Source organism: Desulfuromonadales bacterium (genome assembly GCA_035620395.1).
In the GTDB taxonomy this organism is placed as follows: Bacteria; Desulfobacterota; Desulfuromonadia; order Desulfuromonadales; family DASPGW01; genus DASPGW01.
Window position 1 is genome coordinate 1 of the sequence record DASPGW010000238.1, and the last position, 19,705, is coordinate 19,705.

At 60.6% G+C, this 19,705-nt stretch carries 22 protein-coding genes; 2 read left to right on the forward strand and 20 right to left on the reverse strand.

The features are described 5' to 3' along the window. The 20 genes from VD811_13130 to kdsB all read right to left on the reverse strand — a co-directional run. A partial coding sequence (locus tag VD811_13130; GenBank protein ID HXV21924.1) for an S-adenosylmethionine synthetase N-terminal domain-containing protein occupies window positions 1-78 on the reverse strand: 78 nt, incomplete at its 3' end. Between the two features lie 255 nt (window positions 79-333). Beyond that, a complete protein-coding gene (ptsP, locus tag VD811_13135) occupies window positions 334-2,121 on the reverse strand; it encodes a phosphoenolpyruvate--protein phosphotransferase (protein ID HXV21925.1) in 1,788 nt (595 codons plus the stop codon). Next, entirely contained in the window at window positions 2,099-2,365 is a 267-nt protein-coding gene (locus tag VD811_13140; protein HXV21926.1) for an HPr family phosphocarrier protein, read from the reverse strand. Before VD811_13140 ends, ptsP begins: the two co-directional genes overlap by 23 nt. Window positions 2,366-2,379: 14 nt before the next feature. After that, the gene (locus VD811_13145) at window positions 2,380-3,132 is read right to left on the reverse strand and encodes a PTS system mannose/fructose/sorbose family transporter subunit IID (GenBank protein ID HXV21927.1); all 753 of its coding nucleotides are present in this window, start codon (window positions 3,130-3,132) and stop codon (window positions 2,380-2,382) included. Between the two features lie 7 nt (window positions 3,133-3,139). Beyond that, a complete protein-coding gene (locus tag VD811_13150; GenBank protein HXV21928.1) occupies window positions 3,140-3,832 on the reverse strand; it encodes a PTS sugar transporter subunit IIC in 693 nt (230 codons plus the stop codon). A 2-nt stretch (window positions 3,833-3,834) separates the two neighbouring features. Further along, window positions 3,835-4,323, reverse strand: a complete 489-nt coding sequence (locus tag VD811_13155) for a PTS sugar transporter subunit IIB (GenBank protein HXV21929.1) — start codon at window positions 4,321-4,323, stop codon at window positions 3,835-3,837. A 77-nt stretch (window positions 4,324-4,400) separates the two neighbouring features. Further along, on the reverse strand, window positions 4,401-4,802 hold the full coding sequence (locus VD811_13160; GenBank protein ID HXV21930.1) for a PTS sugar transporter subunit IIA: 402 nt from the start codon (window positions 4,800-4,802) through the stop codon (window positions 4,401-4,403). Between the two features lie 3 nt (window positions 4,803-4,805). Next, window positions 4,806-5,672 (reverse strand): RNase adapter RapZ, encoded by an 867-nt coding sequence (rapZ, locus tag VD811_13165; GenBank protein ID HXV21931.1) that lies wholly within the window; start codon window positions 5,670-5,672, stop codon window positions 4,806-4,808. After that, window positions 5,669-6,643 (reverse strand): HPr(Ser) kinase/phosphatase, encoded by a 975-nt coding sequence (gene hprK / locus VD811_13170; GenBank protein HXV21932.1) that lies wholly within the window; start codon window positions 6,641-6,643, stop codon window positions 5,669-5,671. The genes rapZ and hprK overlap by 4 nt, the downstream gene beginning before the upstream one ends. A gap of 12 nt (window positions 6,644-6,655) precedes the next feature. Then, window positions 6,656-7,117, reverse strand: a complete 462-nt coding sequence (locus tag VD811_13175; protein HXV21933.1) for a PTS sugar transporter subunit IIA — start codon at window positions 7,115-7,117, stop codon at window positions 6,656-6,658. An 81-nt stretch (window positions 7,118-7,198) separates the two neighbouring features. Then, on the reverse strand, window positions 7,199-7,747 hold the full coding sequence (gene raiA, locus VD811_13180) for a ribosome-associated translation inhibitor RaiA (protein HXV21934.1): 549 nt from the start codon (window positions 7,745-7,747) through the stop codon (window positions 7,199-7,201). Window positions 7,748-7,849: 102 nt separating this feature from the next. Further along, window positions 7,850-9,298: an RNA polymerase factor sigma-54 gene (gene rpoN, locus VD811_13185; GenBank protein HXV21935.1), complete on the reverse strand. Its 1,449-nt coding sequence runs from the start codon at window positions 9,296-9,298 to the stop codon at window positions 7,850-7,852. Between the two features lie 82 nt (window positions 9,299-9,380). Beyond that, entirely contained in the window at window positions 9,381-10,106 is a 726-nt protein-coding gene (gene lptB, locus VD811_13190) for an LPS export ABC transporter ATP-binding protein (protein HXV21936.1), read from the reverse strand. Next, a complete protein-coding gene (lptA, locus tag VD811_13195; GenBank protein ID HXV21937.1) occupies window positions 10,103-10,543 on the reverse strand; it encodes a lipopolysaccharide transport periplasmic protein LptA in 441 nt (146 codons plus the stop codon). Before lptA ends, lptB begins: the two co-directional genes overlap by 4 nt. Window positions 10,544-10,596: 53 nt before the next feature. Beyond that, window positions 10,597-11,181 (reverse strand): LPS export ABC transporter periplasmic protein LptC, encoded by a 585-nt coding sequence (lptC, locus tag VD811_13200; protein HXV21938.1) that lies wholly within the window; start codon window positions 11,179-11,181, stop codon window positions 10,597-10,599. Between the two features lie 78 nt (window positions 11,182-11,259). Further along, window positions 11,260-11,787, reverse strand: a complete 528-nt coding sequence (locus VD811_13205; protein HXV21939.1) for an HAD-IIIA family hydrolase — start codon at window positions 11,785-11,787, stop codon at window positions 11,260-11,262. Continuing rightward, window positions 11,787-12,749, reverse strand: a complete 963-nt coding sequence (locus tag VD811_13210) for a KpsF/GutQ family sugar-phosphate isomerase (protein HXV21940.1) — start codon at window positions 12,747-12,749, stop codon at window positions 11,787-11,789. Before VD811_13210 ends, VD811_13205 begins: the two co-directional genes overlap by 1 nt. Before the next feature lie 5 nt (window positions 12,750-12,754). Further along, window positions 12,755-13,588: a 3-deoxy-8-phosphooctulonate synthase gene (kdsA, locus tag VD811_13215; GenBank protein ID HXV21941.1), complete on the reverse strand. Its 834-nt coding sequence runs from the start codon at window positions 13,586-13,588 to the stop codon at window positions 12,755-12,757. A gap of 1 nt (window position 13,589) precedes the next feature. Beyond that, entirely contained in the window at window positions 13,590-15,194 is a 1,605-nt protein-coding gene (locus tag VD811_13220; GenBank protein HXV21942.1) for a CTP synthase, read from the reverse strand. A 100-nt stretch (window positions 15,195-15,294) separates the two neighbouring features. Then, a complete protein-coding gene (kdsB, locus tag VD811_13225; GenBank protein HXV21943.1) occupies window positions 15,295-16,068 on the reverse strand; it encodes a 3-deoxy-manno-octulosonate cytidylyltransferase in 774 nt (257 codons plus the stop codon). 155 nt (window positions 16,069-16,223) lie between these two features. Here kdsB and cls point away from each other — a divergent pair, with 155 nt between their 5' ends. After that, on the forward strand, window positions 16,224-17,615 hold the full coding sequence (gene cls / locus VD811_13230; protein ID HXV21944.1) for a cardiolipin synthase: 1,392 nt from the start codon (window positions 16,224-16,226) through the stop codon (window positions 17,613-17,615). 94 nt (window positions 17,616-17,709) lie between these two features. Continuing rightward, window positions 17,710-19,705: chemotaxis protein CheB (locus VD811_13235; protein HXV21945.1), on the forward strand; the 1,996-nt coding region annotated here is incomplete at its 3' end.

Genomic DNA, 19,705 nt, shown 5'->3' on the forward strand with positions numbered 1-19,705 from the left:
CGCGTCCGAGATCTGGTCCGCAACTTTGTCGGGGTGCCCTTCACTCACCGATTCGGAGGTAAAAAGAAAATCGGTCATGGCCATGGAGCAAGGTCCTCCTGTTCTGTTCAATGGTTGAAAAACGGCCTACTTTAAAGGAAAACGAGACAAAATGTCAAGCAATTCATGGCGCGAGTGTCCCGTTTGGTTAGTCCTTTCAGGGAATTCTGAGACATTTTGGCTGCTGTCAAGGCGCGGCGACGCAGGCATAGCCAAAGCTAAGCCGAGGAGCCGCAACGAAGACAGCGGCCAAAAGGGCCAGAATTAGCGGAAGGATTGAACCAATCGGAACACTTAGATAAGCGGAGCGCCGAACAGCTCCGGAAAACGGCGAGACATCTCTTCTTCGAGCCGCTGCGTCACTTCGCGAGCGGTGGGCAGCTCGAGGAGTTCGGCAAGCAGCCGTTCACCTTCATCGCGGCGGATCTGCCGCAGGATGCGTTTGACCCGGGGAATACCGGGCGCGTTCATCGACAGTTCGTTAAAGCCCAGACCGAGAAGGACCAGCGCGTAGAGCGGCTCCCCGGCCATCTCTCCGCACATGCCGACTTCGATGCCGGCCGCTTTGCCGGCGGCGCAGATCATTCGCAGTGCCCGCAGAACGGCCGGGTGCAACGGTTCGTAGAGGTAGGCTACATGTTCGTTGCCACGGTCCACCGCCAGGCAGTACTGGATCAGGTCGTTGGTCCCCACCGAAAAGAAGTCGACTTCCCGGGCCAGCAGCTCGGCGATCATCGCCGCCGACGGCGTCTCGATCATGATGCCGACCGGCAGGTCGGGGTCGAAGGGGATGTTCTCGGCAACGAGCTCTGCCCTGGCCTCTTCCAGGCAGGCCTTGCAGGCGCGGATTTCGGCCACCCCGGAAATCATCGGGAACATGACCCGTACCCGGCCGAAGGCGGAAGCCCTCAAAATGGCGCGCAGCTGTTGTTTGAACAGGCGCCTCTCCTTGAGCGAGAAGCGGATGGCCCGCAGTCCCATGGCCGGATTCGCCTCGTCGATGAGATTGATTTCCGGCACGAACTTGTCCCCGCCGACATCCAGGGTACGGACCGTCACCGGCTGCGGCGCCATTTTCTCGATGATTTCCCGGTAGATCCGGACCTGTTCCTCCTCGGTCGGCGGAGCGGGACGGTTCATGTAGAGGAACTCAGTGCGAAAGAGGCCGATCCCCTCCGCCCCCTGCTCCAGCGCCAGGGGGATCTCCTCGGCCAATTCGATGTTGCCGCGCAGGTGAACCCGGAAACCATCAAGGGTTTCAGCTGCCAGAGTGCGGTAGGACAGCAGTTCCTTTTCGAGATATTCGTAGGCCTGCCGCTTCTGCAGATACTCCTTGAAAGTTTCCGGGGATGGATTGAAAATGACCGTCCCGGCGCTGCCGTCGATAATCACCGGAACCCCGCCAGCGACCAGGGAAGTGACCGATTCCAGGCCGACGATGGCAGGAATTCCCAGGGAGCGGGCCAGAATGGCGGTATGCGAGGTACGCCCACCGACGTCGGTGAGAAAACCGATGATGCGCTCCTTATCCATCTGCATGGTATCGGCCGGCGACAGGTCATGGGCAACGATAACCACTTTGCGGTCGATACCGGCCAGGGACTGCTGGCTGACCCCCATCAGATTGCGCAGCAGACGGTCGCCGACAGAGTCGATATCCGAGCGCCGCTCACGGAGATACTCATCCTCGATGGCTTCGAAGACTTGCCGGAACCTGCTCAGGGTTCTCTTCAGCGCCCCCTCGGCGTTGACCAGCTCCTTTTTGATATGAGCGATCGTATCGTCGATCAACAACTGGTCTTCAAGAATGAGCAGATGGGTGTCGATGATATAGAGGTGCTCGGCCAACTGCCGGTCGGTGACGCCCTGCTTGACCTCCTCGAGCTGTTTCTTGGACAACCGGACTGCCGCCATGAAGGCGTCGATTTCGGCCGGCACCTCCTCCGTGGCGATATGCCGCTCCACCGCCGCCATTCGGGCGCGGTTGAGCATGAAGGTCTCGCCGATGGCAATGCCCGGCGAAGCCCCGATACCGACCAGGAAAGTGTCCTGGGTAATTTCAGTCTTCTCCGAAACCATCATCGATCAGTTGCCCGATGGCCGTCATGGCCTGCTCGGCATCTTCGCCGGACACGGTCACCGAGATCCGTGACCCCTGCGGGGCGGCCAGCATTAGAATTCCCATGATGCTCTTTCCGTTGACTTCCAGCCCATCCTTCTCGACTTTCACATCGGCCCGGAACCGGTTGGCGGTTTGCACCAACTGGGCCGCCGCTCGTGCGTGCAGGCCGAGGCGGTTCTTAATGGTAAATAAACGTTTGTCCATCGATATCCCTCAAATCATCCGAATTGGGCCGACAACACCAGAACCATGGCGGCCGCCAGAACCATCAACAAAACAGAAATCCCCTGGCGAGACAGCCAGCTCAGCAAAAGGACCACCGGGATGACAACAAGTCCCCAACCGGCAAAGACCCCTTCGCCCTGCAGACTGAAGAAGGTGAGATAGGCGCTCAACCCTCCCAGCAGAACCACCGTGACTTCCTTGAGGTGGACCGCCAGGTCAGGCAGCCGAAGCCGCCGGATTATTTCGACGATACGCAACCCCAGGGAATATCCCCCCAGCAGGCCGACCACTCGAAACCAGAGATGGGGGAGGTTGAACAGCACCAGGTAGATTACCGGCGCCCACAGCGAACCCATGAAGGCGAAAAAAAGCGCTACCCCAGCCGCCAGCGGGCGGATTGCCCCCCAGAAGAAGGCATCGCCGATGGCCGCGTAGGGTGCCATGACCATCCGCCTGAAATCCTGAACGCCAACAGGCCCCACCTCTCCCCGGCTTCGTTTCTGCTCCAGGTCGAGAATGGCCCCCAACACGGGAGATGCCATGAAAGGATGCGTGTTGAAATACTCCAGGTGACGCTTGCCGGCCGCGACGAGTTCTTCCCCCCGGTAGAAAAAGCGCAACGCCGGCGCCATGGCATAGAGAACACCCAGGCTCTGCAACCGTTCGAAATTCCAGCTGCCCTGCAAAAGGAGGGAACGCAGAACGACTCTCGCCAGCACCCCGGCCGGCAGCCTGTTGGGTTCCATCATCACCTCACGACAGCCACAGCAGCAGCAGGACGGTGACGAAGGATGCGCCGAACAGCGTTCTGGCACGCTTGACATTGAGCGAGCCGAGAATGATCGCGATGCCGACCAGAGGAAACGTCAACCGCAACCCGCCGGCAGCGGCGTCAACCGGACCGGCCAGCAGCGGCGCCAGCGCATGCAGCGTGAGCGTCCCGACCATAACGATGATCGCGAAGCTGGCCAGTGAAGCCAGGGCAAAATGTGCCAGTCCCCTCAGATGGCTCCGCTCCGCCGCAGCCAGATCCCCCGTCTCCAGCGCTGTCTCGGCCGCGATGAGCAGACGGCCGTTCCAGTTGCGGGCCAGGCGCTCGGCCAACTGGCCGATCTTGCCCAGGGGCATGGCGACGAGGGTACAGAGCAGCAGCAGGGGCAGCCCTGAGAGGGCAAGCGATTTACCCATGGTGATGGTCAGCAAGGTACTGGCGACCGCCACCTGGGTGTCGTCCGGCGGGATGGCCGCACCGACCGGCAAACGGCCCAACCAGAGAAGTTCGAGCAAGGCGCCAACCTGCAGGCCCACCAGAGGCTCGCCGAGCAGCCATCCCGTCAGGGGAGCAGCGACGATGGGGCGCGAGATCATGATCTGGAGAGCTGCCGTCCGGTCCAGTCCGGCACCGACAGCCACGGCACCCGAAATCAGATAGTCGGCCGCCGGCATCGTCAATCCCTCGTCTCTCTGATCAGCTTGCGCCAGCTCTGTTCACGATCCGAAGGGATGCATTGGGAGACGATCCGGACACCCGCATCTTCAAGGGATTTGAGGTTGTCGATATCGGCCGGGTCGAGAGCGATGGTACAGGAAAGTCGCATCTTCCCCTCGCCGCCATGCATGTTGCCAAGATTCAACACGGCGAAGGGCACGCCTTGCCGATAGGCCAGCACCGCATCTCCGGAAGAGGCAAAGAGGAGCAGAACGCGGCTGGCATCCAACTCCCTGGCAGCAAAGAGCCGGGCGATTTCTTCGATAGTGCCGATCAGCACCCGGATGCCACGCGGCACGGCCGCTTCCATCAGTAGTCGCTGGAAAGTGAGCCCGGCCACCTCGTCGTTGGCCACGACGATACAATTGGCATGCGTGTACGGGACCCAGCTTTCCAGGACCTGACCGTGTATGAGGCGGTTGTCGATACGGGCCAGAACGATACTCATACATCACTACCCTGGATAATTCCGGGCGTTAAAGAGACGATGATCTCAAAGGAGTTGCCAGCGTTTCCTGCGGCCGCTCATTTTTGCAGAAATTCACTGGCCAGAGAAATGCTTTGCTGTCCATAGGCTTTGAGCATGGCAGCCAGTTCGGAAATGGGAAGGCCCTCCTGGCTGTTGAAAAACTTGAGCACCATGGGGAGATTGACCCCGGTCAGCACTTCAATCTTGCTCGGATCGAGAAAGGCCAGGCTGATATTGGCCGGGGTGCCGCCGAACATGTCGGTCATGATGATCACCCCCTCGCCGTCGCCGCCGACCGTCTCGACGGCCTGGCTGAGGCAGCTGCGGATTTCCTCGACGCTGTCTTCCTTGCAGATTCCTACGGCCCGGACATTCTGCACCGGTCCGACTATCATTTCACAAGCGTTGATAAGTTCATCGGCCAGCCGGGCGTGGGTGGCGACAACCAGTCCGATCATGATTTACCTCTTTTCGATATCCCGGTGGATCGTTTTCAGAGCACTGCCTTCACCGGCCAGTGACGGTCGAAGCGCCTCGACGATGGCGACGCTGCGGTGACGACCTCCGGTACAGCCGATGGAAATCGTCAGATAGCTCTTTCCCTCTTTGTGGTAGTGCGGGAGGAGAAAATGCAGCAACCCCCGCAGATGCTGCAGGAATTCGTGGCTGGCAGGCTGAGAGATGACATAGTCGCTGACCGCCGGGTCGAGGCCGGTCTGCGCCTGCAACTCGGGAACGAAATGCGGGTTGGGGAGAAACCGGACGTCGATGACCAGATCGGAATCGGGCGGTATGCCGTAGCGGAAACCGAAGGACTGCAATTGGACAACCAGCGGCAGCAGACCTTCTTCTCCCCGGACGATCTGCACCACCTTGGACCGCAACTGGTGGGGAGTTAGCCGTGTGGAGTCGACAATCTGCGTGGCCAGGTTGCGCAATCCCCCCAGAAGCCGCCGCTCGCGGCGGATCCCCTCGCTCACCCCTTCATGCTGGGTCAGCGGGTGGCGACGGCGGGTTTCGGAGTAGCGCCGGAGAAGTATCTCGTCAGCGGCATCGAAAAAAAAGATCTCCAGTTGATAGCCGGTCTCCCGCACCGCCTGCAGGGTCGATTCGAGGCCGGCCAGGAAGTCCCGATTGCGGATATCGATGACCACCGCCACCTCCGAAGTCGTACGGACTCCCTGCTCGGCCAGTGTCAGGAATTGCGGCAGCAGAGCCAGGGGCAGGTTATCGACGACGAAAAAGCCTTCATCCTCCAGGGCCCGGGCGGCCGTACTTTTTCCGGAACCGGAGAGGCCGGTGATGATGATGACCCGCTTCCGGCTCATTCGAGGTTGTCCCCGATAATGGTATGAGCATGCAGCCGGGCAGTCTCCGCCATCCGCTCCTCCAACCGGTCCTGAAATTCTAGGGCGCTGTGGTAACCCATCTCCTTCAGCAGCTGGTTGCGGGCCGCCACCTCGACGATGGAGGTAATGTTCCGCCCCGGGCGAACCGGAATCCGCAGCAGCGGGATGGTCAGGCCGAGCGACGAATATTGCTGCTCCTCCAGCCCCAGCCGGTCGTATTCCTTTCCTTCCTCCCACTCCACCAGTTCGACGGCCAGATCGATTTTTTTGCGCTCGCGGATGGCCGCCACCCCGAAGAGATGCTTGATATTGATGATTCCCAGACCGCGGATTTCCATATGGTAATGGAGCAGGTCCATCCCTTCGCCGAAGAGTACGGCCGGCAGCTTCATGCGTACCTTGACGATGTCGTCGGCCACCAGCCGATGGCCGCGCAGAACCAGGTCAAGAGCGCACTCGCTCTTGCCGACCCCGCTCTTGCCAAGCAGCAGAACCCCGACGCCCAGCACGTCGACCAGCACGCCGTGCACGGTGGTGGAAGGAAGCAGACGCTCCTCGAGAAAGTTGGTGATGAGGGAAATGAAAGTGGAACTCTGGTGATGGGTGCGCAGCAGCGGAATGCCCTGCTGTTCCGTCTCGCGGATCAGGAACGCCGGAGGCGACTGCCCCTTGGTGATGATGAAACAGGAGATGTCCAGGGCGCAGAGCCGGCGCAGGTTGACCTCGGCTTTCTCGGCCGGCAGTGACTCGAGGTAGGTCAGTTCGGTCGAACCGAGCACCTGAATGCGATCCGGATGCAGATTGGTCGTATAGCCCGCCAGGGCCAGGCCAGGCTTCTGAATGCGCGGCACCTGCACCAGGTGCGCCAGTCCGGCTTCGCCTGCGAGCAGTTCGAGGTCGAGACCCGCCTCCTTTTCGCTCAACAGTTCCTGGATACTCAATCCGCCCATGAACAGGTCACCCTAGAGTTTTTCTTCCTCTTCGGAGATGATCCGAAAGATTTCCTCGCTTCCGGCAGCGTCCAGCAGCCGGCGCCGAACCACAGGATTCTTGAGCAGCTTGGAGATGCGGGCCAGGGTCTTCAGATGTATGCCTACCGACTCCTCGGGAGCAATCAGGAGAAAGAAAAGATGGGCAGGTTTGCCGTCCATGGAATCGAAATCGACCCCTTGCCGGCTGCGGCCAAAAGAGATCAAGAGCTTCTTGATATCCTTGAGCTTGCCATGCGGAATGGCTACTCCCTCACCGATGCCGGTGCTGCCGAGCCGCTCCCGCTCCTGCAGAACCCGGATGACTTCGTCGCGATCAAGACCGTTTGCCACCTTCATCATGACATCGGTGAGTTCTGCCAACGCCTCGTTTTTCCCGGTTGCCTCGATATCCGCCGCGATGGCAGCGGGATGCAAAAGATCGACAATCTTCATGGGAATCAGGTACTACCCCTTTCGCAACTGACAAAAGGCGGGGGGAAGGCATTACACCTTCCCCCCGCCGGATGTCGCCGATTACTTGCTCTGCGGAACGATAAGGCCGTAGTTGCCGTCCTTGCGCCGGTACACCACGTTGATGTCTTCGGTGGCAGAGTCGGTGTAGACCAGAAATTCCTTGTGCAGCAGATCCATCTGCATGACCGCCTCTTCTACGGACATCGGCTTGACCGGAAAGCTGCGGCTGCGGATGATGACCGGCTCGCCGCCGCCCTCATCGATACTTTCAGCGGTCACCACTCGTTTTTCGACCTGGCGCTCACGACCGCTGGCAGGTTTGTGCTGCTTGATTTTTTCCTTGTAGCGCTTGAGTTGCCTCTCGATCTTGTCCACCACCGCGTCGATGGCGGCATACATGTCGTTGGTCTCCTCCGACCCCTTGATGGTGATTCCTTTGGCAACGATGGTCACCTCGGCCTTGTGCCGAATCTTTTTCTCGACGGAAAGGGCGACCTGGGCATCGATTGGCTCCTCGATGTATTTCTTGACGCGGGAAAGTTTTTCCTCAACGTAAGCGCGCACCGGCTCGCTGGCATCCATATGTCTGAATGTGACGGCAATTTGCATAGTCTCGAACCTCCTGATGAAAAGGCCCCGAACAGGGGGCTTGATGTTCCGTCCTTGATTATAAGTATAACTTTCCGGCGACCTTTGGCCACAAGCGAAAAGTTAAAATAGCCGCCGGCGTTCGGTAGAGGAACCGATGCCGAGCATCTCCCGGTATTTGGTGACTGTGCGGCGGGCGATGTCGATGCCGTGCTGCCTGAGCATCTCCACGAGCTTCTGGTCCGAATAGGGTTTCTTGGGATTTTCACCGGAGACGATATCCCTGATCCGGTTCTTGACGCTCTCCGAGGCGATCGAATCGCCACCCGTGGTACTGATGCTGCTGTTGAAGAAATACTTCAGCTCAAACAGCCCTTGCGGGGTCTGTACATACTTGTTTGTGGTCACCCGGCTGATGGTCGATTCGTGCATTTCGATATCTTCCGCCACATCCCGCAAGACCAGCGGCTTGAGATACTCGATCCCCCGGTCGAAAAACTCCCGCTGAAACTTGATGATGCTCTTGGTGACCTTGTAGATGGTCCGCTGCCGCTGATGGATGCTCTTGATCAGCCAGATCGCACCGCGCAACTTCTCCTGGATGTACACCCCGGCCTTTTCGTCAATGTTGCTGCCCGCGGCGAGGGCACTGCGATAGAAGGCGTTGATGCGCAGATTCGGCAACCCCTCGTCATTGAGCACGACCACGTATTCCTCACCGATCTTGTAGACGAAAATGTCGGGGATGATATAGTGCACGTCCTCCTGCCCATAGGCACTGCCTGGCCGGGGATCGAGATTGGAGATGATCTTGGCGGCGGCCAGCACCTCATCGAGACCGACTCCCAGCGCCTTGGCGATGACCGGGTACTTGCGTGTCTCGAGTTCGGCGATATGGTCAGCCAGGATCTTCTCGACCAGAGAACCACGCATTCCCAATTGCTCCACCTGGCGGAGCAGACACTCCTGCAGGGAGCGGCAGGCCACCCCCGGTGGATCGAGCTCCTGGACGACCGCGAGCACTTTTTCCACGTCGGCCGCAGTGACCCCGACAGCCTCGGCAATCTCCTCGGATGACGCTTTCAGATAGCCGTCGTTATCCAGATTGCCGATGATTTCGGAGGCCACCCGCCGTTCGAGATCGCCGAGGCGGGAGAGGTTCAGCTGCCACATGAGGTGGTCGCTCAGGGTACTCGTTTTGGTCAGCAGGTTCTCGTAAGAGGGTCGATCCTCATCCTCCTCGTAGCAATCCGCCGCCGACCCTCCGAGGTTGTAACCCTCCAGGTAGGTCTGCCAGTCGATATCATTCAGGCCATCGCTCTCACCGGAAACTTCCTTGATTTCCTCGCCGGAAGAGATCACCTCCTGAAGTTCGGCCGCTTCCTCCCTCGCCTCCTTCTCCTCGAGGATCTCCGTTCCTTCTTCGAGGATGGGATTTTCCTCAAGCTCCTGCTGCACCAGGTCGACCAGTTCCATCCGGGAGAGCTGCAGAAGCTTGATCGCCTGCTGGAGCTGTGGCGTCATCACCAGCTGCTGGCTCAGTTTCAGTTGTTGGCGGATCTCTAGGGCCATGGGCACTTCCAGTCAGTTATCCGTTGTCCGTTGTCTGTTGTCAGGAACCGGTGCGCCATGGACAACGGACCACGGACGGTTTTCAAAGCCGAAATTTTTCCCCCAGGTAGATGGCCCGGGCTTTCGGACTGGCGGCGATCAGGGCGGGTTCGCCAAATTCGAGAATCTCCCCGGCGTTGAGAATATACGCCTGGTCGCAGACGCCCAGGGTTTCACGCACGTTGTGGTCTGATATCAGCACGCCGATACCCCTGGATTTGAGCTGGGAGATGATGTTCTGGATATCGATCACCGCGATGGGATCGATGCCGGCAAACGGTTCGTCGAGCAGGATAAAGGCCGGCTCGATGACCAGGGCGCGAGCGATTTCGACGCGCCGCCGCTCCCCCCCCGACAAGGCATAACCATAGGACTTGGCCACATGGGTCAGCCGGAGATCCTCGAGGAGCTGCTCCTTGCGTTCACGCCGTTCACTGGCGCTCAAAGCCAACGTCTCGAGGATGGCCAGGAGATTTTCCTCGACGGTCATCTTGCGGAAAACCGAGGCTTCCTGAGGGAGATAGGAAATCCCTGCCCGCGCCCGCCGATACATGGGCAGGTCGGTCAATTCCATTTCGTCCAGAAAAATTTTCCCCTGGTCGGGCCGCACCAGACCGACCACCATATAAAAGGAGGTCGTTTTGCCCGCCCCATTCGGCCCCAGCAGCCCGATGACCTCGCCGGAGCAGACTTCCAGATCGACATCCTTGACCACCTGCCGTCCGCGGTAAGTCTTGCACAGCCCCGCCGCCCGCAGCCGACGCTTCACGGTTTCTCCTCTTTTGGATGAAAAATGGCGTTCACCCGGGAGCCCTCTCGTCCCTGGACGACACTCTTCTCTTCGCCGAGAAAAACCGTGATGACATCTCCTTCGACAAAATCCGCTCCCTGGTGGACCCGGGCGTTGCCGGTCAGGACAATCCGGCCGTCGGCCTGGTAAAAAACAGCCTTCTCGGCCGTCGCTACCCGATCTCCCTGAACGATGCGGACATCGCGGTCCGCTTCGACCCGATCGATATCCTTGCTCCCCTCGCTGTAGATAAGGGTCAATACGGCAGAGTAGATCACCACTTCTCCCTGCCGGGCAACCACATTGCCGAGAAATTTCACCTGGCGGGCCGCATCATCGGCCTCGAGCCGGTCCGAGGTGATATTGATCGGCTGGCTGCTGTCGTAGCTGCCGGCCGGCGTTTTCCCGGCGGCCAAGGTGAAACCTGCAGGCAAAAGGAGCAGGCACAATATCAAAAAGAGGTTACGCATCATCCTTTTTTCCCGTTTCCAACCGTCCCTTCGACCCGGGCGCGAACAGCAGAGAGCAGTTCAAGGGTATGATTCACGACGCTCAAGCGCATTCCGTTACCCGTCAACTCCATCCGGTCGGAAATCATCCGTACCGGAGCTGCGGTCCGGATCACCCGGTCGGCCTCGCCATAGGTGATATGTTCGGTGTAAAGAGCAAAACCGCGGGGGCTTTTCACCACAACATCGCCATGGACTTCCACTTCCCGGCTGTCGGACCGGAAAGAGCCGCTGCGGGCGGTCAGGATCACATCCTCGGCGCCGCTGCGGTCATAGAAAATCATGCGGATATTTTCGATACGCGTCACTCCTTCGCCCACGCTGTGGGCCGCGGAATCGGCAACCAGCATCCAGCGCCGGAAACCGTCGCTGGTTTCCGTATAGCGTATCTCTTTCAGGGCGAGATCGATATTGCGCGGCAGCGCCTCGAGGGCCTCGTCCGGCGAAGGTCCCTGGAAGTTGCGAATCACGGTGACGGTCAGGGCGCCGGCCAGCACCAGAATGACCAACGCCAGGAGGTTACGGATATTCAGTCTGCGAATCATAAGTGAGAGGCAGTATACCATCCCCGCCATAGGGTGTAAAGACGATTTGCCAGCAGTTGGCATGGGAATTGAAAGCGGTCAATTCTGCTGACTTTCGAAATATCGCGAGGTCACCTCGGACCAGTGGCCGCTCTCCTGAAGCAGCAGGTCACAGACCTCGCGAACAGCCCCCCGCCCGCCGGGGTGGCGGGTCACGTAGTGGACGAAAGGCTTGATCTCGCCGACGGCATCGGCTGGCGCCACGGCCCAACCCGCCCGCCGCAAAACCGGCAGATCGGGCAGGTCATCCCCCATATAGGCCACCTCGTCAGCCGCCAGATGGAGGTTTCGCAGTATCTCCTCGAATGGCACCAGCTTGTCTTTGGCGCCCTGGTAGACGATGTCGATGCCGAGCTCGCGGGCTCTGATGTTGACCACTTCGGACTGCCGCCCGGTGATAATGCCGACCTGCACGCCTGCGCGTTGCAGCAGCTTGAGCCCGTGCCCGTCCTTGACGTCGAAGGCCTTGGTCTCGACGCCCTGGGCATCGTAAATGATTCGGCCGTCGGTCAGGACGCCGTCGACGTCGAGAAGCAGCAGCCGAATACGGTGCAGGCGCTCCCGCATCAGACCACTCCCGCCCGCAGCAGATCGTGCAGGTGGATGATGCCCACCGGGGCGCGGCTTTCTTCGGATTCGAAAACGAAAAGCGAGGTGATGGCGTGCTCTTCCATCCGCTGCAGCGCCTTGGCCGCCAGATTGGAACGCAGGATGCGTTTGGGGTTGAGGGTCATGAACTCGGTGATCGGACGGTTGAGCACATCGAAGCCCTGCTCGATGCAGCGGCGCAGGTCGCCGTCGGTAAAGACCCCCAGCAGTTGGCCCAGATCGTCGGACACCCCGGTAATGCCCAGCTTCTTGCTGGTAATCTCGAAGAGCGCTTCCTTGAGCAGAGTGTCGGCCTGCACCAAGGGGATATCGCCTCCCTTGTGCATGAGATCCTCCACGCGCAGCAGGAGACGCTTGCCGAGAGCTCCGCCGGGATGGAAGAGGGCGAAGTCTTCCTCCTGAAAACCCCTCTCCAGCAGCAGGGCGACAGCCAGGGCGTCCCCCATGGCCAGAGTGGCAGTGGTGCTGGCGGTCGGTGCCAGGCCCAGCGGGCAGGCTTCTTCGGCGACCGAGATATCGATGAAAACGTCACCGGCCCTGGCCAGGGTGCTGCGCGAGTTGCCGGCCATGGCAATAAGGGGCAGACCCATGCGCTTGATGACCGGCAGAATGCGGGTAAGCTCCTCGGTTTCACCCGAATTGGAAACGGCAACCACCACATCCCCCTTCATCAGCATCCCGAGGTCGCCATGGATCCCCTCGGCCGGATGCAGAAACAGGGCCGGGGTGCCGGTGGAAGCCATGGTGGCGGCGATTTTCTGGCAGATCAATCCCGACTTGCCCATGCCGGTGATAACCACCCGTCCCTGGCAGGCGAGAATCATCGCCACCGCCCGGCTGAAGTTGCCGTCGATGCGGTCGACCAGGGCGAGAACCGCTTCGGCCTCGATCCGCAGTACCTGTTTTGCTTTTTCGATCATCGCACTCAACTCTGTTTGCTTCCCTTGACAATGGCGTCGATCGCCAGGATTTCCTCGAGCATGCCACGCAGCCCTTGCAACGGCAGGGAGTTGGGGCCGTCGCACAACGCTTTTTCGGGGTCCTCGTGGACCTCCCAGAAAAGGCCGTCGATGCCGGTGGCGGTCGCCGCCCGGGAGAGGGCGCCGACGTACTGGCGCTGGCCGGCCGAAGCCGTGCCGGCGCCGCCCGGCAGCTGCACCGAGTGGGTCGCGTCGAAAATCACCGGACAGCCGGTTTCGCGCATCACCACCAGGGAGCGCATGTCGACCACCAGGTTGTTGTAGCCGAAGGAAGCGCCGCGCTCGGTGAGCAGGATCTGGCGGTTGCCGGTCGATTCGATCTTGGTCACCGCATTGCGCATGTCCCAGGGGGCGAGGAACTGTCCCTTTTTGACGTTGACCACCCGGCCGGTGTTGCCGGCGGCGACCAGCAGGTCGGTCTGCCGCGAGAGAAAGGCCGGAATCTGCAGGATATCGAGAACCTCGGCGGCCGCTTCGACCTGGGAGAGGTCGTGGATATCCGAAATGACCGGCAGGTCGAATTCGGCCTTGACCCTGGCCAGGATGCGCAGCCCCTCGGCCATTCCCGGGCCGCGAAAAGAGGTGACGGAGGTGCGGTTGGCCTTGTCGTAGGAGGCCTTGAACACCAGGCCGATACCGAGCTCGCCGGTGAGCTTCTTGAGAAAGCCGGCGATGCGCAGGGTGAGGGCTTCCTCCTCGATGGCACAGGGACCGGCGATCAGCACCAGGGGCCGGCCGCCGCCGAAGACGACGTTGCCGACGGCTACTTCGCGCACCATATCACTTCTCCCCGCGCTGTTTCAGGCAGGCGCCGACGAACGACTCGAACAGGGGGTGGGGATCCATCGGCCGGGAGCGGAACTCGGGGTGGAACTGGCAGCCCAGGAACCACGGGTGGTCGGAGAGCTCGACGATCTCCACCAGGTCCGCCTCGGGGTAGACGCCGGAGATGACCAGACCGGCCTTCTTCAGGGACTGGCGGTAGGCGTTGTTGAATTCGAAGCGGTGGCGATGGCGCTCGGAGATGTCCGGCTGGCCGTAGATGCGGCGTGCCAGGCTCTTTTCCCCGAGGTGACAGGGATAGGCGCCGAGACGCATGGTCCCCCCCTTCACCTTCACCGATTTCTGGCTTTCCATGATGTGAATGACCGGGTTTTTGGCGTCCTCGCGGAACTCGGCCGAGAAGGCTTCCTCGATGCCGCAGACATTCCGGGCGAACTCCACCACCGCCATCTGCATGCCGAGGCAGATGCCGAAGAAGGGCGTCCGGTTTTCCCGGGCATAGCGGATGGCGGCGATCTTCCCCTCGCTCCCCCGCTCGCCGAAGCCGCCCGGGACGAGAATGCCGTCAACCTCGGCAAAGGTATCGCCGATCCCGTGGCGCTCCAGCGCCTCGGAGTCGACGTATTTGAGGCGGACCCGGCAGTCGTTGGCGATGCCGCCGTGGATCAGCGCCTCGGAAAGAGACTTGTAGCTCTCGGTCAGCTCGACATACTTGCCGACGATGGCGATGGCGGTCTCGGAGGCCGGCTCCTTGACCCTTTTCACGACCCGCTCCCAGGGCGAGAGGTCGGGCGCCTTTGTCCAGATGTTCAGGTAATCGACGAGGCGTTCATCGAGCCCCTGCTCGTGGAAGGCAAGCGGCACCTCATAAATCGACTCGACATCGCGGGCAGTAACGACCGCCTCTTCCTTGACGTTGCAGAAGAGGGCGATCTTGGCCTTCATGTCGCGCGGGATCTCCCGGTCGCAGCGGCAGAGCAGAATGTCGGGCTGGATGCCGATCTCGCGCAGTTCCTTGACGCTGTGCTGGGTCGGCTTGGTCTTGAGCTCGCCGGCGGTGGCGATGTAGGGGACCAGGGTGAGGTGGATGTACAGGACGTTCTCATGTCCCCGGTCGGTGCGGAACTGGCGGATCGCCTCGAGAAACGGCAGCGATTCGATGTCGCCGACGGTGCCGCCGACCTCGATGATGGCGATGTCGACCCCCTTGGCATTTTCGAGGATCTTGCTCTTGATTTCGTTGGTGATGTGGGGAATGACCTGCACCGTCCCGCCGAGGTAATCCCCCCGGCGCTCCTTGCGGATGACCGAGTCGTAGATCTGGCCGGTGGTGAAATTCGACTTGCGGGAGAGCCGCGCCGAAGTGTAGCGCTCGTAGTGGCCGAGGTCGAGGTCGGTTTCCGCCCCGTCGTCGGTGACGAAGACTTCGCCGTGCTGGAACGGGCTCATCGTCCCCGGATCGACGTTGATGTAAGGATCCATCTTCTGCATTGAAACCTGCAGGCCCCGGGCTTCCATGAGGGCGCCGATGGAAGCGGCAGCCAGCCCCTTGCCGAGGGAAGAGACGACGCCGCCGGTGATGAACAGAAACTTGGTCTTCATGCAGACTCCTTGGCAACAGCTGCGGACCCGCCCGAGGCGGCCCGTCGCCGGGCGAAATCAAAGGTTGGATTTTACACGGAAGCCAGGCAAAAGGGAATCCCTAATTCCCCCGCCTGCTCCCGCCCCGGCCGCCGGCGACGGCAGCCCGCACCCGCTCCAGGTCCTCCGGCGTATCGACGCCCTGGGAGGTGAGCTCGGTGGCCGCCACCTTGATGCGGAAACCGTGCTCCAGGGCCCGCAGCTGCTCGAGCTTCTCCAGCTGTTCGAGGGGGGTCGGCGAGAGCCGCGGGTAGGTCAGAAGAAAGTCCTTGCGGTAGACATAGAGACCGATGTGCTTGAAGGCCTCGATGCGGGAGAAATTCGCCTCGAGCTCATCGGCCAGATCGCGGGGGTGGGGGATCGGCGCCCGGGAAAAGTAGAGAGCGAAACCCTGGCGGTCGGTGACCACCTTGACGACGTTGGAATTGAGGTATTCCTCGACCGAGGCGACCGGCGTCTTCAGGGTACCCATCACCACCCCGGGATTGCGCCGCACGGCATTGACCGCCTGATCGATCATGCGCGGGTCGATGAGCGGCTCGTCCCCCTGCACGTTGACGATCAGGTCGGTCTCGATGCGGGCAGCCACTTCGGCCAGCCGGTCGGTGCCGGTCGGGTGGTCGGCGCGGGTCATCTGCACCTCGCCGCCGAAGGCTCTGACCGCCGTCGCGATGCGCTCGTCGTCGGTCGCAACCACCACCTGGTGGACACTGTTCGCCTGGCGGGTGCGCTCGTAGACCCACTGGATCATCGGCTTGCCGTGGATGTCGGCAAGCGGCTTTCCGGGGAAGCGGGTGGAGGCATAACGGGCGGGGATGACGGCGGTAACGCGCATCGGCGGATCCTTTCCGGGGCTTCGGTCGAACCGCCACGTAGGGTAAAGAAATCACCGGGGGATGTCAAGGCGTGGGGCGGGGTGAGAGACGGCCTGACAGTTGAGCCTCCCCTGGATATTCAGGCGGAGGGGCCTTTTCCTGCTAAGATGAACAAATGACCATCTGCAAACCTTTCTTTTTACTCTTTCTGTCCGTATCCATCCTGAGCCTCGGCAATGGCTGCGCGACCTTGCCGGACGTCTCTGAAATGATGGACCAGGCGCCGACGACACAGGAGCCTCGTCAAATCGTTTCCTCCAAAGGACTGCTGTCTCCCCAAAAAAGCAAGGCGATCATGGAACGGTTGAAGAATTCTGTCGAGCCGACGGACATTCTGGAGCGCCACACCGCCGTGGTTGAATCGATCACCGACAGCCCCCTGACGAAGGGGAACAAAGTCGTTCTGCTCGCCGATGGCCAGGCTACCTATGCCGCCATGTTCAAGGCCCTGGAGAATGCCAAAGACCATGTCAACATGGAAAGCTACATCATTGAAGATGATGAAGTGGGGCGGAAATTTGCCGACCTGTTGCTGCAAAAGCAGGCGGAAGGGGTCCAGGTCAATCTTGTCTATGACAGCCTGGGCAGTATGAAGAATCCCGCTGCTTTTTCCCAGCGACTGCGCGACGGCGGCATTCAGGTTGTCGAATTCAATCCGCTGAATCCACTGGCGGCCCGGGGGCAATGGGGGCCGACACATCGGGACCACCGCAAGATATTGATCGTCGATGGCAAGGTCGCCATCATGGGGGGCATCAACATCAGCGAGGTTTATTCGAGCAGTCCTTTCAAGCGGAAAAAAAACCAAAAGGCGCCCGTACACTGGCGTGACACCGACATCCAGATTGAAGGCCCGGCCGTGGCTGAATTGCAGAAGCTCTTTATTGACACCTGGCTGCAGCAGAAGGGGCCTGAACTTTCCGAACGAAAGTATTTCCCTGCGCTGAAAGAGGCGGGGAATGCCCTGGTGCGAGTGGTCGGCGCCACCCCGGGGGAGACCAACAGGATCCCGTTTATCATGTATGTGTCGGCCATCACTTTTGCTGCGCATTCGATTCACATGACGAATTCCTATTTCATCCCGGACGACCAGATTGTAAAGGCCCTTATCGATGCGGCCGAGCGCGGGGTCGACGTCAAGATCATTCTCCCCGGAATCACCGATTCCAAGTTGGCATTACATGCCCAGAGATATCATTATTCCGTGCTTTTGAAGTCGGGAGTGAAGATATATGAGCGAGACACTTCCCTGCTGCACGCCAAAACCGCGGTGATTGACCAGGTCTGGTCCACCGTCGGCTCCACCAACATGGACTTTTTGAGCCTGTTAAATAATGACGAGGTGAATGCGGTTATCCTGAGTAAAGAGTTCGCCGTCGAAATGGAGAAGATGTTTGTCGGGGACCTCGAAAATTCCAGGCAGATTCATTGGAAGGAGTGGAAAAAAAGGCCTCTGTTCCCCAGAGTCAGGGAGTGGTTTTTGAATTTATTCGTCCAATGGCTGTAACATTTCGGCAACGGTGAGGGCATGACGACTAGAGCGCATTATGTGAATCGAACATTTTGAGTAACTTTGATTGAATGCTGGTATATTTATCCCCATGAAAAAACATCTGCAATCACCGACCAGCAGTGATAAACGGACCGAGCCCTCTGCGGAAGACGCTCCGGCGGTGCCAGAGCCCCCCCCTTTCCCCATTGTCGGCATCGGTGCCTCCGCCGGCGGCCTGGAAGCGCTGGAGCTGTTCCTGCGGCAAGTGCCGGAAGACAGCGGCATGGCCATTGTCATCGTCCAGCACCTCGACCCGACGCACAAGGGGATCATGCCCGAGCTCCTCCAGCGCGCCACCGGGATGAAGGTTTTTCAGGTCAAAGACCGGATGCCGGTCATGCCGAACTGCGTCTATGTGATCCCCCCCAACCGGGACATGTCCATTCTGCACGGCGTGCTGCACCTGTTCGAACCGAAGGCGCCCCGCGGCCTGCGCCTTCCCATCGATTTCTTCCTCCGCTCCCTGGCCGAGGACCGGCAGGAGCACAGCATCGGCGTCATCCTCTCCGGCATGGGCTCGGACGGCACCATGGGCCTGCGGGCCATCAAGGAAAAAGCGGGATTGGCGTTGGTGCAGGAGCCGGCCTCGGCCAAGTTCGACAGCATGCCCCGCAGCGCCATCGATGCCGGGCTGGCCGATCTGGTCGCCCGGGTGGAGGAGCTGCCCGGCAAGATCGTCGGCTATCTACAGTACACCCGCGTCATCGACCGGACCGCGCGTCCGCTGGAGGAGAAGGACCAGAGCGGCCTGGAGAAAGTCGTCATCCTGCTGCGTTCCAGAACCGGCCACGACTTCTCGATGTACAAGAAGAACACCGTCTACCGACGGATCGAGCGGCGCATGGGCATCCACCAGATCGACCGCATCGCTACCTACGTCCGCTATCTGCAGGAGAATCCCCAGGAGGTGGAACTCCTCTTCAGGGAACTGCTGATCGGCGTGACCAACTTTTTCCGCGACCCGGCGGCCTGGGCGCATCTGCAGGAAGAGGCCATCCCGGTGCTCCTGGCCGGGCACCCGACCGGGCGGGTCCTGCGAGCCTGGTCGGCAGGCTGCTCGACCGGTGAGGAAGCTTATACGCTGGCCATCGCCTTCAAGGAGGTGCTGGCCAAAGTCAAGCCCAAGGCGAGTTTCACGCTGCAGATATTCGCCACCGACCTCGATCGGGACGCTATCGACAAGGCACGGCAGGGGGTCTATCCGGCCAATATCGCCGCCGACGTCTCTGCCGAGCGACTGCAACGGTTTTTTGTCAAGGAAAGCAGCGGCTACCGGGTCGGCAAGGAGATCCGGGAGATGGTGACCTTCGCCACGCAGAACGTCATCATGGATCCCCCCTTCACCAAGCTGGACATCCTCATCTGCCGCAACCTGCTGATCTATCTGACGCCGGAACTGCAGAAAAAACTCCTGCCGCTCTTTCATTACAGCCTGAACCCTGGCGGTGTCCTGTTCCTGGGGAGCGCGGAGAACGTCAGCGCCCATACCGATCTCTTCGCGCCGCTGAACCTCAAGGCGAGACTCTTCCGGCGGCGCGATACCATACTGCCGGCCGAACCGGTCGTGTTTCCCGCCTCTTTTGTCCCCGCCCTGCCGGGAGCGCCCAAGGAGTCGACGATGCTGAAGCCTGCTGCCAATCTCCAGTCGCTCGCCGACCAGGTGCTTCTGCAGCATTTTTCCCCGCCCGCCGTGCTGGTCAACGACAAGGGGGACATTCTCTATATCAGCGGGCGGACGGGCAAGTACCTGGAGCCGGCCGCCGGCAAGGCCAACTGGAATATTTCTGCCATGGCCCGGGAAGGGCTCCGCGTCGAGCTGGGGATCGCCTTCCAGAGGGCGCTCCGGCAGAAAGAGAAGATCACCGTCAAGGGTCTCAAGGTCGGTGAGGGTGACGCCGCGCAGCCCGTTGATGTCACCGTCCAGGCGATAGAAGAACCGGAGGCGCTGCAGGGAATGGTGATGATCGTCTTTTCCGACGTGCCAACGCCTCCGGAAAAGAAGACGCCGGGCCGCTCCCGGGCCGCTTCACCCGACAACGCCAGGC

Bases quoted from the DNA above. Each gene is read 5' to 3' on its own strand.
- lptC (HXV21938.1), bottom strand. From the start codon at position 11,181: ATGATTCGCAGACTGAATATCCGTAACCTCCTGGCGTTGGTCATTCTG.
- rapZ (HXV21931.1), bottom strand. From the start codon at position 5,672: ATGAGCCGGAAGCGGGTCATCATCATCACCGGCCTCTCCGGTTCCGGA.
- ptsP (HXV21925.1), bottom strand. From the start codon at position 2,121: ATGATGGTTTCGGAGAAGACTGAAATTACCCAGGACACTTTCCTGGTC.
- VD811_13175 (HXV21933.1), bottom strand. From the start codon at position 7,117: ATGAAGATTGTCGATCTTTTGCATCCCGCTGCCATCGCGGCGGATATC.
- VD811_13220 (HXV21942.1), bottom strand. From the start codon at position 15,194: ATGAAGACCAAGTTTCTGTTCATCACCGGCGGCGTCGTCTCTTCCCTC.
- VD811_13160 (HXV21930.1), bottom strand. From the start codon at position 4,802: ATGATCGGACTGGTTGTCGCCACCCACGCCCGGCTGGCCGATGAACTT.
- VD811_13205 (HXV21939.1), bottom strand. From the start codon at position 11,787: ATGCGGGAGCGCCTGCACCGTATTCGGCTGCTGCTTCTCGACGTCGAC.
- VD811_13140 (HXV21926.1), bottom strand. From the start codon at position 2,365: ATGGACAAACGTTTATTTACCATTAAGAACCGCCTCGGCCTGCACGCA.
- VD811_13155 (HXV21929.1), bottom strand. From the start codon at position 4,323: ATGAGTATCGTTCTGGCCCGTATCGACAACCGCCTCATACACGGTCAG.
- cls (HXV21944.1), top strand. From the start codon at position 16,224: ATGACCATCTGCAAACCTTTCTTTTTACTCTTTCTGTCCGTATCCATC.
- hprK (HXV21932.1), bottom strand. From the start codon at position 6,643: ATGGGCGGATTGAGTATCCAGGAACTGTTGAGCGAAAAGGAGGCGGGT.
- rpoN (HXV21935.1), bottom strand. From the start codon at position 9,298: ATGGCCCTAGAGATCCGCCAACAACTGAAACTGAGCCAGCAGCTGGTG.
- kdsA (HXV21941.1), bottom strand. From the start codon at position 13,588: ATGGTGCGCGAAGTAGCCGTCGGCAACGTCGTCTTCGGCGGCGGCCGG.
- raiA (HXV21934.1), bottom strand. From the start codon at position 7,747: ATGCAAATTGCCGTCACATTCAGACATATGGATGCCAGCGAGCCGGTG.
- VD811_13150 (HXV21928.1), bottom strand. From the start codon at position 3,832: ATGCCGGCGGCCGACTATCTGATTTCGGGTGCCGTGGCTGTCGGTGCC.
- VD811_13210 (HXV21940.1), bottom strand. From the start codon at position 12,749: ATGATCGAAAAAGCAAAACAGGTACTGCGGATCGAGGCCGAAGCGGTT.
- kdsB (HXV21943.1), bottom strand. From the start codon at position 16,068: ATGCGCGTTACCGCCGTCATCCCCGCCCGTTATGCCTCCACCCGCTTC.
- VD811_13145 (HXV21927.1), bottom strand. From the start codon at position 3,132: ATGGAACCCAACAGGCTGCCGGCCGGGGTGCTGGCGAGAGTCGTTCTG.